This is a genomic window from Chitinophaga sp. 05T412 (assembly GCF_056396465.1).
In genome coordinates this window covers 212,671-227,588 of sequence record NZ_JBFTLN010000011.1, presented here as the reverse complement: position 1 = coordinate 227,588, position 14,918 = coordinate 212,671, and the positions used below count along the sequence as shown (strand labels likewise).

Sequence of the window (14,918 nt, the reverse complement as noted above, 5' to 3'; positions counted from 1 at the left end):
ATTACGCAATGGAACGAAAACCTAAAATTTTCCTTATCCGCTTCAATAGCTTTTTGCTTTTTGCTTTCTGCTTTCTGCTCCTCTTCTGCTCCTGCAGAAAATGGGCGCCGGACGATCTGGACTATCTCAGCCCCCGCGCAGTATACAATCAAAAAGTATTCAATCCTATCCTGGGCCGTACCACCGTGTACTCCCTGATTTTTAATACCGATAATTCTACTACGCCCATTCATTTTAAAATCACCAATGTGCGCTATACCAAAAGCGGCTTGCCTTCCAAAGACCTGGAAAAACAAGTGCAAACACTGGTATGGAAGAAAGCCTATACGGGATGGGAAAAATCAGTAGCGGAGATAGAAGCCAAACGGGTGCTAGAATCTCATCCTGCCTGGGAAGTGCGTGCCACTTCCGGCGACTTTATCCTATGGGCGGGCGCCGACAGCTCCTTCATGCGGCAGCAGCCGGATTCGGGCTACCTGTTTGATGTGGAGGCCGGCAACACCGGCGGCAGCACCACCTACAAAAATCTGCAGCTGATTCCATTGCGGGAACAACCGTATTCGCCCAGTGAAATGGACCCGCTTACCGGCTTGCAACGCCGCAACTATCCCAATCCAGGCGACTCATCCGTGTATTCCCTGGTATACAATCACCCGGGCATCAATAATATCACTGACGATGAAACCAACCAGGGGCTTAAGTCCGACAGCGTACGGGTACTGTTTAGAAAGAAAGGCAACGGCAATACCCTCACGTTTAAGTTCATGGACAAAGATTCATTACCCATTGATATCAGCAAATTTAACCTCACCAACTGGGATTCGCTGATGCATGGATTTAATGTAGTGCGTACCAAAACGGCTGTCACCTACGAAACAGCCTATCCAATTCCGCTCGTCAAGATGCCTACCCGATTTACTAACGGCGACGGCTCATCGGCGCACGTGAATTTCATCTTCGACAGAATAGGCTATGGACACGTCAGGCAGCGGGGCACCATGGATTTGTTCTTTAATATCTATCAGAAGGGCGACTGGGAAATCATTTTCTACTTCCGTAGTAATCCGCGATTCAGGGATGAATAGCGGCGGTCAGCCTATAAGATATCTATTTCGATCACAGCAATTACAAATTATATACGCATGAAATTTTCAGGTATTGATAAAAGTATCCGGGGCATGGCAGGAGTGCTGCTGTTGCTGAGTTGCCTGCTATCCCGTACTGCCTTGCATGCCCAGGATAAGGTGGTGCTGAAAGGTGTGGTGAGAGATGCGGTAACCAATGAGCCATTGGTAGGGGTGAGTATTTTAACGGGCACACCTGCTAAGGCCGTGGGCGTTACCAATGGCAGCGGCGCCTTCAGTGTGAGCGTAGCGCCGGATGCACTCATGATATTCCGTTACATGGGCTTCTCCGATTACAAACTAAAACTAAAGGATAAACGGGATGTGGTAATACGCCTCGTAGTCAATGAAAATAAACTGAATGAAACGGTGGTAATCGGTTATCAGAAGAAAACGAGGGAGTTGTCTACCGGCTCTTCTACGCTGGTATCCGGAAAGGAAGTGCAGGACGTGCCGGTATCTAACGTAGAGCAGCTGCTACAAGGCCGTGTGGCGGGGTTGAACATACAAAACAACACCGGCGCGCCCGGCGGAAGAGGCACTATACAAATCAGGGGCTTGTCGAATATTACCGTATCCGGCAGTGGCAACGATGCGTTTCTATCTCCCACCTCCCCACTATATGTAATTGATGGAGTACCTATTGAAGCCGATGCCAACTTTGAATACGGTTATCAGTCTGCTGGTCCCGGCGTAAGCCCTTTATCGCTGATACCTCCGGAGGATATAGAGAGTCTGGAGATTTTGAAAGATGCACAGGCAACGGCGCTGTACGGCTCCAGGGGCGCTTATGGCGTGATCCTCATCACTACCCGCCGGGGTAGTTCTGCGGTGCCGTTGGTGCGTTATACCGGTAACTTTTTCGTGAATACACCGCCGCAACTACGTACTACCATTGGCGGTAAAGATGAAAGAAGTTTACGCATCGCGGAAATCTTTGCTAGCGGTAACCGCGATGATATCAATAAAATTTCAACCACTCCTTTTTTATCTGATAGTCTTAATCCGTACTATAAAAACTCTACCGACTGGCAGGGGATTTTTTACCGGACTACGTATAACCAAACACACAACGTAAATGTAAGCGGCGGTGACCCCAAATTCAACTACAAGGTGGATATGGGCTACTACCATGAAAACGGCGTGATGCGCAACACTGGCTTCGACCGCTATTCGCTGAACACCAATATGCTCTATCAGCCTAATCCTAAATTTCGGGTGTTTACTACGCTGTCTACCCAGGTGGGTAAAAGAAATAAGGGAGATGGAAATGGCCTTACCCAAAATGGCGTAGCAAATAATGCCACCGCCTCATCGCTGTTGCCTGGCCCTTCTTTTTATCAGAGCTCTGCTGGGGTATTATCTTCCCTGAATACCCAAAATGATAATAAAACGGCTAACGTAAGGGCCAGTGTAGATGTGAACTATCAGTTTGTGAAAGGGCTGAATGCCTCCAGCACAGTGAGTTACGACTATGCCTCCAATACAGAAGACCGCTTTACACCGGCGGCGGCGCATGGCGATTTTTCACAGGTATATGCGTATAACGACCGCAAATTCACGCTGTATAACCGGAATATGTTGTCGTACTTCTATACCATCAATAACAATCATAACTTCTTTATCTCCGGCTTTAATGAAATCTACAATAAAGGCTTCCAGGGACAGGTGATCCAACAGGAGAAAACGCCGAACAACCAGTACAAGGGGCCGTTAGGCTTTGATGGCTGGGCATCGCGGGGAGGTGGTATGCTGGACAACTATGCAAAGCAACACGTGGCCTCTTTCGCCGGAACATTTTCCTACAACTATAAACAGAAGTATGTACTGGAAGGCAGCTATCGTTTAGACGGTACGAGCAGCAGCGGATTTTCAGACCCTTATTCCAAAAATCCTTCTATTGCTGCACGCTGGAACTTCAACAAGGAAGCGTTTTTCGCCAACAGCAAGTGGTTGTCGTACGGCTCCCTGCGCGGCAGCTGGGGACAAAACATTGTGCCTAACGGTGACATCTTTTCTATCTACGGCACCTTCGATCCGAGAGGTATTTATAATGCCAATCCCCGTCTGGGTATCCGGTTCGGACAGTTGCCCAATACTTCCCTGAAACCTACTACCACTACGCAATGGAACGGTGGCTTTGAAGGCGGATTTTTCGACAGCCGCATAGAAGTCATTTTTGACGCCTATTACAAAACAGTAAAAAACCTGTTGCGTACCAAAGATGTATCCGACATGACCGGTTTCGATAACATTACTACCAACGAAACTTCGTTGATAGATTACGGTTATGAAATGACAGTGACTTTCCGGCCGCTGCCCCGCACCAGTGCCGTGCAGTGGACCATTTCACTGAATGGGGCATTCAACAAAGACATTCTCACCCACTTGCCGGATAACGCCAAAGCATTGATACAATACGATAATGCCAGCGGACAATATATCCTGTACCGCGTTGGGCGTAATAGTTTAACCAACTATCTCTTCAAAACGCAGGGCGTATATGCCAGCGATGCCGACGTACCTGTAGATCCCGCCACCGGGTTGCGTTACCGCACTTCCGGCGGTACCTATTTCAAAGGTGGTGATCCCATCTGGCAGGATGTGGATGGTAACTATATCATGACCAACGACGACTATACAGCCGCAGGTAATTCACAACCATTGTTTACCGGGGGATTACAGTCGTATGTAAACTGGAAAAGTTTTTCGGTGAACATCAATACCTCGTTTACCCTGATCCGTTCTATCCTGAATAACGCACTGGCGCAGCGTATGCAATACCTGGGTAATCCATACGATCCTAAAACAGTGGTAGACTTTTCCGGTGTTGACTATTGGAAGAAATATGGCAGTACCGCCAAATATCCTAACCCATTTGATTATTCAAGGGCAGGACAAATTAATCCTTACCGGTATGAACAAACGCTGACAGAAGAAGATGGGTCCTATTTCAAAATCAATACCGTTACGCTGGCCTATCTGCTGAACAGGAAGTTCACGAATCGCTATGGAATTAATTCTGTCAGGTTATACCTCACCGCCAACAACCTCATTACTTTTTCCAGGTATAGTGGACCTAATCCGGAAAACGTATCGGCGCTGGGCCGTGACCAGTCCGGCGGTTACCCCGTGGCCCGCTCCTGGAACTTTGGTTTGAACATAGAATTTTAACGTGATCTGTTTAATTAAAAGCTGTTGACTATGTTACGCAGGACTATTTATATCGTTGCCATCTTATTGTTCACTACGCCGTTTGGCTGTAAGAAGTTCCTGGATGTAAAGCCACTGGACCGCTTATCAGGGAATACTTTTTTCCAGAGCCGGAAAGATGTGGAAAGCAACATCTGGGATATATACGGGCTATTCAGAGATGCCGCCGGTTCCTGTCCGCTGTTTGCAGTGGCTGGTGAAATGCGGGGCGGCATGATGGACATGGCGCCGCAGAAAAATGATGGGAACGACCGTACCTTCCTGGTGTACGTGGCTAAAAATGATTTAACCAATGTGGTGAATACGCCCGGTGGGAAAGACTTCTGGAATATCTTCACCTTGAAGAACCTGGCCGACTGGAAGCCTTTCTATCGCATTATACAAGCCAGTAACATCCTGATCTATGAACTGGATCACCGTAAAATACCGGATCTGAATGCCGATGACATCAAGAGTTATCAGGCAGAGGCAGTGTTCATGCGCTGCATGACCTATTTTATCATGGTGCGGCTTTGGGGAGATGTACCGTACTATACCGACGCCTATCACGACGCACCGTTGGCCAGAGAAAAAATGGTGACCGTGATGAATAACTGTATAGCAGATTTAGCCAAAGCAAAAGACGCTTTACCCTGGACCTTCTCCGACCCTGCCTACCGTGGCGCGAGGGCCAGCAAAGGCGCCGCACTGGCGCTGATGATGGAAATGAATATGTGGAATGCCGGCTTCGATAAAGCCAAAGCGCAGCAATACTACACAGAAACCGCCAGGCTGGGCGACGACCTGATCAAAAGTGGCGCGTATGAATTACTGCCTATAGAAGAGTCGTTCACCATCTTCAAAGGACGCTCCAAAGAAAGCCTGTTCGATATTGTGGTGAACTCCAACTACGGCGAAACGTTGGGCAATAACTGGAACGACTTATCCGAGTTCGTGGTGCATTGGCCCTACAAGCGCCCCGCCGCCGGACACCAGTACAGTTTTTCGTATATCCGTGCTGAATTTCTCCGCAGACTTTATCCTTCCGGAGTGCCGGATGCCCGCGCCTCCACCTGGTTTGATTCACAGATGTATTCGAACGATGGCACTTTCCTGTTCCTCAAATACAGCAGCATTTTCGAGCAGGGAGAAAACGACCGCAACGTAGATAATGACCTCATCCTATTACGTTATGCTGGCGCCATCTTATTACGCGCGGAAGCATTGGCCGCCATCAATCAGCCAGCAGAAGCCATTAAAATGCTGAATATGATCCGTACCCGCGCTAAAACCTTGCTCTATCAGGGGCCGGCTGGGCCCGTGTTACAGGATGCCATCTACACCGAAAGCGCCAAAGAACTGATGATGGAAGGTCACTATTATTTCGACCTGGTACGCACCGGCAGAGTCCTGAATCAGCAGTGGTGCTACTACCCGCTAACGCAGTCGCAGTTTGAAAACGGCGGATGGACCTGGCCCATCAACGCAGCTGCGCTGAACAATAATCCGAATATGCAATTGAATAATTATTGGTTAAGATAAAACATTGCTGATGCAACAGATAAATAAACGCAGCCGGTTTTGTATAGGCGTTCTCGTGAGTATCCTGTTGGGGATGAGCGCCTGTAAAAAGGAATATTATAAAGATTCCGGTACCAGCGATCCTCACTTTAAAGGCAGTACCATGGAATATCTGCAAGCCGTGCCTTACTTCTTCGACAGTGTAGCCATGGTCGTGAAACTGGCCGGCCTGGAAAAAACCTTCCGGCAGGATACCCTTACTTTTTTTGCGCCTACCAACAACAGTATTAAACACCTGATAAAATCACTCAATGCCGATTTAAATTATGAGGCATATGATACCGTGAAAGTATTGTCGGATATACCTGCCGCCATCTGGGAACGCTATCTGGAAAAATATATGTTTCATGGCCGGAGTGAGTTGAAGGATTATCAGCAGATAGATTACGACCTGCGCGCGGTGTACCCCGGTCAGGGCTACCTCTCCTGGAACGGCACCCCTATGAACATCGGTGTGATATTCAACGATGACAACGGTGTGAAGTACGTAGGCTACCGGCAGCTAACCATCTGTTATATCCCCGATGCCGGAAAACCACTGGACAACTGGGTGCGCGCGGATGTGGCCTCCTGTAATATTCTCACCACCAACGGCGTGGTACATGTGTTAAATGACCAGCATTATTATTTCGGGTTCGACTATGATTCTTTTCTGGCAGATATGAAAATAGTGATGAAAACAGGTGGTTGATATTTTTTAAGATCCGCAAAAGCAGGCAAACATGAACGTTATTCTCAATAAAAAAAATATCCTCTTTTTCTTCATCGCTGTTATGCTGGTGAATTGTAAAAAGGATAACAAAGTATTTGATGATCCCTATGCCGGAGGCCGGCCATCGTTGGGCGTGCAATTAAGCACAGATCCACCATCGCCGTTGGAGGCGGCTCCCGGTGGCGTAGTCACCTTTAAGGCCACCGGGCTGCTGCCGTATAAAGATTCCCTCCACTTTACTTTTAATGGAGAGAAGGCAGAAGTGGTAGGCATTGACACCGCCGGCATTAAAGTAAAAGTGCCGGCCAATGGTAGCACCGGTGTAGCCGCTGTCACCATTGGCGATCAGATTTTTTTTGGACCCATATTTAAAGTGAAAGGCAACGTAGACCTGGACCCTAACTATAAAGTAGTCATTGGCGCCAACGGCCCGGTATACGATGGCTACCAGCTGGCAGATGGGCGCATGCTGCTTTTGGGCGGTTTCTGGGACTTTGAACGCAAAGGGGTAGTAAAGCCATTGAACAGAATAGTAATGACTTCGAAAGATGGGGAAGTAGATCGCAGCCTGTTATCCGGTAAAGGCGCCGATGGACTACTGACTTCCGTGGCTGCTTTGCCAAACGGAAAATTGGTGATATCCGGTGGCTTTTCTTCCTATGATACCCACAGCGGCGAAATACGCAATATTACCCTGTTGAATAACAACGGTTCCCTGGATTCCGGGATCGTGAAAACCTACACCAAAAAAGACACGGTGCCTGCCTTTAATGGAGGCACTGATGGTGGCATCGGAAGGGTATTTGTGTCTAATAACCGGATCACCGCTATCGGCAGTTTTAACTACTATCTGCGCTACCGGTACGACGTCCCCGATTTTATGCACGAAAGAGATTCGCTTGTTACCGATAGTGTAGTGGTGCGGCAACTCATTCGCTTTTATCCGGATGGTTCCCTGGATTCTTCTTTTAACTACGATCTGGTCAAACATAAAAGCTTTGATGGCGCCAACGGCCCTATTGCAGATGCGTTTATGCAATCCGATGGGAAACTGATTATAGTAGGCCGTTTCACTAAATACAACGGGCAGCCAGCGCCTTACATGGCGCGGATTAATGTGGATGGCTCCCTGGACCCTGGCTTCGGTGGCAGTGGTGCAGACAATACCATTAACAGTATCCGCTTCAATGCCGCCAAACAACGATTTATACTCGCCGGCGTATTCCGCAAATTTAATGGTGGTACCAGCAACGGCCTGGTGATGTTAAAACCGGATGGCAGCGTGGATGCACAGTTTGCATCGCTGCCCATGGGTAACAACGATACCTACAACCTGGCTCATTTGCTGAGCAACGGGCTGGTGATTGTAAACGGTTACTTCAAACAGTATGGCGGCGTACACCGCAACGGATTAATGATMCTCAACCCTGATGGATCATTGGCGGCAGGGTATAACAACACCGGTGACTTTAACGGATACGTGGCCAGGGTAATAGAAACCACCAGCCCGGCAGGCCAGACACAAGCCCTGCTGATGGGCTATTTCAACCGCTTCAATGAAAAAGATGCGGGCAATATTTTCAGACTGTTATTTAAATAAAAAAATCATTTGTATATGATGCACATCAACCGCGCGGGAGGAAAATGGCTGGCTGTTATGGGGACAATCATCACTGCGATGATGGCCTGTAATAAAGGAACGGATAATACTCCGGTAAAAAAGGACTACAACGATATTACAGGTGTAACCGTGAAGCAACCCAAAATATTGTTCCTGGTAGTAGATGGCGCCAGGGGAGAAGCGGTGCGTGATGTAGCAGCGCCCCAGCTCAACGCCATGGCCGATAGTGCCATCTATTGCTGGAACAGTATCAGCGATACCATCAGCCTGGATGCTTCCGGATGGGCCGATTTGCTCACGGGCGTACATAAAGAAAAACATGGTGTGATCAGCAGTGATTTCAGTGGTAATCATTTGTCGCAGTACCCCATCTTTTTCAAATACGTGAAAGACCGCAATCCCGCATTTCGCATCGCAGCCTTCAGCGCCACCGACGCACTCGGTAAACAACTCATCACCAACGCTGATGTGAATAAAACTTTCGCCGGCAATGATGATGCGGTACAACAGGCGTTGCTGGAAGAATTGAAAACAGATACCGCCGGAGTTGTATTTGGTCAGTTCAGCCAGGTAGCTGCTGCGGGCGCTGCACACGGCTACGAATCCAATACACCGGAATATAAAGCAGCCATCTTAAACGTAGATGCGTACATCGCTAACCTGCTAACGGCCTTGCGTACACGAAAAAACTATAGTAAAGAAAGTTGGCTGGTAGTAGTTACCTCTAATCGCGGTGGCGCCATCGCCGCCGATCCTTCAAAGGATGATGGCACCATCCTCAGCAATGGCAAGGTAAATACGTTCACTATCTTCTATTCTCCCCGGTATCGTCCCAACTTCATTGACAGGCCGTTTACGGGTAACCGTTATACCGGTAAAGTGGTGAGGCTACATGGCGGCGATGCTGCCAGCGCTACCTATGCCACCATCGATAGCGGCAAAGCCGACTACAACCTCGGCGATACCTCCGACGCTACGATAGAGCTGAAGCTAAAAAAGAACAAAAGCGCTTCAGGTGATTATTCCTTTACCTGGCCCAGTATCATTGGTAATAACCAATCGATGGACTGGTGGCATAATACTGGCTGGAATATGTCGCTCGAACAAAATAACTGGGGCGTACACTTCGGACAAAACAACGCCGTCATCAATAAAAATAATATGATCACCGGCGGCAATATCGGCGATGGCAAGTGGCACGACCTCGCCGCCGTTTTCTATCGGCGCGACGGCCGCCGCTGGCTACGCCTCCTCACCGATGGGCAGTACAATGGCGAAATTGATATCACCGATTACGGCAGCTTCAACACCGATGCGCCGCTAACTCTTGGCTTTATGCCCGGCAACGTATCAGACAACCGCTGGCTGGATGCCAATGTAACAGAAGTGAAATTTTTTAAGGCAGCATTACCGGATGACGTGATCCGGAACTATCTCTGCGCTGAAACGCTCCCGGTATCTCACCCTTATTATGATTACCTGGCCGGATACTGGTCCTGTAAAGATGGCTTTGGTGGCGTATTCCAGGATGCCAGCGGATTAAAACACGACTTTGTCATCCATGGCAGTTACTCCTGGGATGATTTCAACGACCTGATGTGTCCTACTTCCAATACGAACCTCTCGCAGCTGGTACCGCAGCCGGTAGATGTAGTACGGCAGGTGCTCAGCTGGCTGCAGATCCCCGCAGATACCCGCTGGAACCTGGATGGCAGGGTGTGGATMACGCCGTATACTTCCATCACCGGTAACTGAACGGATTTTTATTTACAAAAAAACATCGCATTATGCGCAGACATATATGGATAACTATCGCGTGCATCTCCCTGCTGACTATCTTGTCATGCAACAAAAATGAACGCTTCCGCGACGAACAGCTGCCGGAGGTGAAAGTAGCCATCAGTAGTGTAAACGGACAAATTACGGTGCCGGGTACCGGGAACTACATCAAAACCAATGAAACGGTTACCATCCCGGTGAAAATTGCCTTGTCGGCCAGCGCGCCCAAAATATTTACGATGGGCATCGGCGTGAATGACGATACCATCCGGCAATTGATCAGCACCGGGAAATTACTCAATACCGTACTGCTGGAAAATAATTACTATCGCCTGCCAGCCACTACAGAACTTCGTTTCGGGCTGGATAGCATCGTGGTAAATCTTGATGTGGCAGTACAGGCCATAGAAAAGAACTATGGCAAAGACCTGGCCCTGGCCATCCATTTAGGCACACTTGGTAAAAATAATAGCCTCGATGGCGCCAAAGGGAATGCTATCGTGATTATTCACACCAATCAAATTATTACGCCGCAGGAAATACACTATGTATTTTTCACAGATGCTGGCGCCATCTCCAATCAGCCCTCCGGCGATAATGCCATCCTGGGGCTCACAGAGGTGACCATCCCCATCAGCGTATCGTTGAATGGTCAGGCGGGCAGCGCTTTCACGGTAGGCCTCAACGCGGCGCCGGATACGGTACAGGCGCTGTTGAATAAAGGTGCCATCCCTAATGGAGTAGCATTGGGAAAAGACGACTATACGATACCGGCTATCATGAATTTTGATGCCAATAGCAATGTCGCCACTGTTGGTTTGAAAGTAAAGGTAAGCGCCCTGCAACAAAATGCCGCCATGAAACCTGTGCTGGGCATCACGCTCAGCAATCCGTCGAACCACTTGCTGGATAGCGCCAAACGCACGGTAATAGTGGCGCTGGACCCGGCCAAACTGATTGAAACAGATATTACCAACACCAATATCCGCTACAGCGTACAGTTTGAAAACACCAGCAACGGCAATGAAAACTCGTCCAAGCTGATCGACAATAACATCAATACCAAATTCCTGTTGTTCAACTTTACCAATGTATGGGTACAACTGGATTTTGCTACGCCGCAGTTTACAGGTGCCTATACCCTCACTTCCGCCAATGATGAACCGGGCAGAGATCCTAAAAACTGGGAATTACAGGGCTCCAACAATGGCGCCGACTGGGTAGTAGTGGATAGCAGAAATAACGAGTCTTTCGGCTCCCGCTTCCTCACCCGGAAATTCACGTTCAGCAATAAACAGGCATTTAAATATTATCGCCTCAACATTACCGCCAACTGGGGAAAAGATTTGTTCCAGCTGGCTGAATGGCGCTTGCTGCGAAGACCGTAGGAGAGCAAAAAACAAAAAGCTATTGTAGCGGGTGATCAGCGCGTAATTAATATTCGCAAAGATCATTCGCTACAATAGCTTTTTGCTTTCCGCTTTCTGCTTTTAGCTTCTGGAAAATACTATCTTGCCGGTTTAAATACTACCTATAGATGTTCGACACAGACACCGCCGCGGCKGGAAATGTATTAGCCTACATACATGCACTCACTGCCTTTAAAGATAAAAACTGGGAGCAGCTGTATCCGGCGCTTAGTATCGTCACCTTTAAAAAAGGGGAATACCTGCTGGAGGAAGGAAAGGTATGCCAGTCGCTGTTTTACATCAGTACAGGATACTGCAGGGCCTACTACAATAAAGATGGAAAGGATATTAACACCGCTTTCTTTTTTGAAAATGATTTGGCTACCAATGTCAGCAGCTTTGGACAGGGGGAACCATCAGCGTATGCGATACAAGCTATGGAGCCACTTACGACCGTGAAATTTGATAAGCAGTTATTATTTGCCGCTGCCGCACTTGATCCGGATATTCAGGTATTGGGAAGAAAATGTTTGCAGCTGATTGCCGCAAAGCAGGAACAACATGCTGCTATCTACAAACTCATGTCCGGACAGGAGCGCTATGAATACATGGAAACCCATTTCCCCGACTTGTTGCAACGGGTATCCCTGTCGCATTTGTCTTCCTACCTGGGTGTGGCAAGGGAAACGCTGAGCCGGATCAGAGGCAGGAGAGAGTAGCCGCCTCTTTTGTGACGATCGTCACAGGTATAGCCGCAAATAACTACGGATCTTTGTAATACAAAAAAGCAATTATKACAACGACAACAAATAGCACCAACGCCAGGGAAATAGTATTAGCCTTTATTAACGCTTTAAATAAGGAAGATTTTGCCGCTGCCCGGCAGTATCTGCAGGACGATGTGACCTTTATCGGCGTACTGGGCACCCGCACCGGCGCAGATGTATACATCAGTGAGATGTCACGCATGAAGTTCAAGTATACGGTGAAGAAGTCTTTTGAAGATGGTACGGATGTGAGTTTATATTACGATATCAACATGGGTGACAAAACTATTTTTTGCAGCGGATGGTATGAGCTGATCGATAATAAAATCAGCCTGTTCCGGGTTGTTTTTGATCCCCGGCCTTTATTTGATCAGGCGGCACAGTAAAAATATATGCTCGTTCACACTACATAGTAAAGACGCCGGGTTGATTCCTCCCCGGCGTCTTTGCCGTTTGTGTAAATGGTTTCCCGGAAGCATGCTAATCATTATTTTATGTAGTAACTTAAGCTTTCGGATGGGCGCTTTTGATCCATCCCTAACAGTGAACAATAAAACGAACAATGAACATGCACCTGTTTTTCCACCACGGAAAGCAATTACTCCTTGCCGCTACCTGCCTGTTAGGTGGCATCATGACCCAGGCACAATCCGTTAATCATGCGTTGCAGCTGGATGGGAACGACAACAATCCCTGCATCGGAATGGATATTATCCGCGGCCAATGGACACTGGAAGCCTGGATCAAAGGAAACGACCAGCATTGGAAAGAGAAAGAAGCCATTATTGGCGGAGGGGAATATTCGGAGTATCCCAACATCGATTACCTGCCGCTGATCCTTAAAAATGGACACCTTCACTGCAGCAAAGCCAACATTACCGCGCCGGAAGTATTGGATAGCAACTGGCATCATGTGGCGGCTACCTGTGATGGCCGCGAAACCCAATTGTATATAGATGGAAAAGAAGTAGGCAGCGCTAAAGTGGCGATAGATATCCTGCCCGGCGCCATCGGTACCAACGACCAGGATTCCAGCACTTTTGGCGGCAAAATTGATGAAGTCCGGATCTGGACTACCGCATTGCAGCCAGCTACACTCCGGCAATGGATGCACCAGCCGCTGAATCCCCGCCATCGCAATTTTTCTGCATTGAAAGGGTACTACACATTCGATGGCATGTCCGACGATGTTTGTTTGAACCTGGTAGGGAAAGGCCATCAGGCGTATCACCTGCGTAATACCCGCAAAAATTATAAAGGCCATGCACCACTGGCTACGCTGGTGGAAAACGACAATCCTTTATTTGTAACGCCCGCTGCTCCCCGGCAATTATTTAATGCGGTTACCATTCAAAGTGAATGGGATGCAGATCAGGGCAGCAAAGGCGATGCCGTGCTAAAACTACGTATAGTCGCTAACGGTACTTCGGGTGCATTAAAGCTGAGTCATTTGCAATTGGACTTGTCCGCCACCACCGCATTGAGTGACATTACCACAGTGCATATATATGCAGCAGGAAATACCCCCCGTACACCTGGTCAAACGGAGTTGTTCGGAAAAGGTACTGCCCCTGCCCGCCGGATGAATTTTACTTTGCCTTCGGCAGATGGATACACACTTAAAAACGGCGTGAATTATTTCCTGGTAACCTTCGATGTTAATCCTGCCGCTACGCCCGGGCATATATTACATGCCACGATACCATCGTTTGTATTGAACGGCGTAAAGTATACACCGGAAGAAGCCTCCTCAAACATCCGCAAAGCAGTGGCGCCCACTACTGCTGCCAATCCGCAAATCGTGAAACTGTTACAATGGAATATCTGGCATGGTGGCGTACATATGGGCAACAAAGGAACGCACCGGATATTGGAACTATTGCAAAAAACCAACGCAGATATTATTTCCATGCAGGAAGCATACGGCTCTCAGCAAATGTTGCGCGACTCACTGGGGTACCAGTTGCAAACCCCCGCAGCCGGCGCTAATCTGGCGCTTTTCAGCCGGTATCCGATGACGCAGCATCCTTCCAACGACAAGTTTAAATCCAACACCGCTACCATTGCATTGCCCGGCGGACGGAAAGTATTGATGGGCAACTGGTGGCTGCGCTATGCGTATAAGCATGAGTATACCGATTTTTATCCGATCCCTGGCTTTGATACCAACGACTGGATAACAGAAGACCGGGAGCTGGCGGAAGAGGATGCGCAAAAAAATATAGCACAGGACATCGATCCGATATGGCGTGCTGACTCAACAATGCCCATCATGCTGGCCGGAGATTTCAATTCAGGTAGTCACCTGGACTGGACCGCCCGCGCGGCTTTCCTGCATTACGGTTATGGCCCTGTGGAATTGCCGGTGTCTAAATTTATGCTGGGCAAAGGATATCTTGATAGCTACCGGGAATTACAACCTAACGAGGTCACTCACCAGGGAGGTACCTTTGCTGCTATTTACGGCCATCTGCAAACTTCCAGAATTGATTTTATTTACTATAAAGGAACGCGTATAAAGGCAGTGGCGTCCAAAATTATCAGAACTGCTCCGGATATTGATGACGTATGGGCCTCCGATCATTCGGCGGTACTAACCGTATTTGAAGTACGGTAAGCTGAAGGCAGAAAGCAGAAAGCAAAAAGCTATTGTAGCGAACGACCAATGCGGATATTATACTCGCTCAGGTCCCACCCGCTACAATAGCTTTTTGCTTTCTGCTTTCTGCTTTC

General features: G+C 48.3%; 10 protein-coding genes. All 10 read left to right on the top strand.

The window, feature by feature from the left end:
• Window positions 1-8: 8 nt before the first annotated feature.
• The 10 genes from AC1DFM_RS23790 to AC1DFM_RS23745 all read left to right on the top strand — a co-directional run bounded on the left by AC1DFM_RS23790 (window position 9) and on the right by AC1DFM_RS23745 (window position 14,802).
• Window positions 9-1,085 (top strand): DUF5007 domain-containing protein, encoded by a 1,077-nt coding sequence (locus AC1DFM_RS23790; RefSeq protein WP_477079259.1) that lies wholly within the window; start codon window positions 9-11, stop codon window positions 1,083-1,085.
• A 57-nt stretch (window positions 1,086-1,142) separates the two neighbouring features.
• Window positions 1,143-4,298: a SusC/RagA family TonB-linked outer membrane protein gene (locus AC1DFM_RS23785; protein ID WP_477079258.1), complete on the top strand. Its 3,156-nt coding sequence runs from the start codon at window positions 1,143-1,145 to the stop codon at window positions 4,296-4,298.
• 30 nt (window positions 4,299-4,328) lie between these two features.
• Entirely contained in the window at window positions 4,329-5,858 is a 1,530-nt protein-coding gene (locus AC1DFM_RS23780) for a RagB/SusD family nutrient uptake outer membrane protein (RefSeq protein ID WP_477079257.1), read from the top strand.
• A 10-nt stretch (window positions 5,859-5,868) separates the two neighbouring features.
• Window positions 5,869-6,588: a hypothetical protein gene (locus AC1DFM_RS23775; RefSeq protein ID WP_477079256.1), complete on the top strand. Its 720-nt coding sequence runs from the start codon at window positions 5,869-5,871 to the stop codon at window positions 6,586-6,588.
• A 31-nt stretch (window positions 6,589-6,619) separates the two neighbouring features.
• On the top strand, window positions 6,620-8,209 hold the full coding sequence (locus AC1DFM_RS23770) for a DUF5008 domain-containing protein (RefSeq protein ID WP_477079255.1): 1,590 nt from the start codon (window positions 6,620-6,622) through the stop codon (window positions 8,207-8,209).
• 15 nt (window positions 8,210-8,224) lie between these two features.
• Window positions 8,225-9,985, top strand: coding sequence for a DUF4983 domain-containing protein (locus tag AC1DFM_RS23765; RefSeq protein WP_477079254.1), 1,761 nt, complete (start codon window positions 8,225-8,227; stop codon window positions 9,983-9,985).
• A gap of 32 nt (window positions 9,986-10,017) precedes the next feature.
• Complete coding sequence (locus AC1DFM_RS23760; protein WP_477079253.1) at window positions 10,018-11,397, top strand: discoidin domain-containing protein; 1,380 nt, start codon at window positions 10,018-10,020, stop codon at window positions 11,395-11,397.
• A gap of 149 nt (window positions 11,398-11,546) precedes the next feature.
• The gene (locus tag AC1DFM_RS23755) at window positions 11,547-12,137 is read left to right on the top strand and encodes a Crp/Fnr family transcriptional regulator (RefSeq protein WP_477079252.1); all 591 of its coding nucleotides are present in this window, start codon (window positions 11,547-11,549) and stop codon (window positions 12,135-12,137) included.
• 71 nt (window positions 12,138-12,208) lie between these two features.
• On the top strand, window positions 12,209-12,571 hold the full coding sequence (locus AC1DFM_RS23750; RefSeq protein ID WP_477079318.1) for a nuclear transport factor 2 family protein: 363 nt from the start codon (window positions 12,209-12,211) through the stop codon (window positions 12,569-12,571).
• Window positions 12,572-12,753: 182 nt separating this feature from the next.
• Complete coding sequence (locus tag AC1DFM_RS23745; protein WP_477079251.1) at window positions 12,754-14,802, top strand: LamG-like jellyroll fold domain-containing protein; 2,049 nt, start codon at window positions 12,754-12,756, stop codon at window positions 14,800-14,802.
• The last annotated feature ends 116 nt before the right edge of the window (window positions 14,803-14,918 follow it).

Excerpts from the sequence above, each read along its gene's own strand:
- AC1DFM_RS23775 (WP_477079256.1), top strand. The coding sequence starts at position 5,869 with ATGCAACAGATAAATAAACGCAGCCGGTTTTGTATAGGCGTTCTCGTG.
- AC1DFM_RS23785 (WP_477079258.1), top strand. The coding sequence starts at position 1,143 with ATGAAATTTTCAGGTATTGATAAAAGTATCCGGGGCATGGCAGGAGTG.
- AC1DFM_RS23745 (WP_477079251.1), top strand. The coding sequence starts at position 12,754 with ATGCACCTGTTTTTCCACCACGGAAAGCAATTACTCCTTGCCGCTACC.
- AC1DFM_RS23790 (WP_477079259.1), top strand. The coding sequence starts at position 9 with ATGGAACGAAAACCTAAAATTTTCCTTATCCGCTTCAATAGCTTTTTG.
- AC1DFM_RS23760 (WP_477079253.1), top strand. The coding sequence starts at position 10,018 with ATGCGCAGACATATATGGATAACTATCGCGTGCATCTCCCTGCTGACT.
- AC1DFM_RS23780 (WP_477079257.1), top strand. The coding sequence starts at position 4,329 with ATGTTACGCAGGACTATTTATATCGTTGCCATCTTATTGTTCACTACG.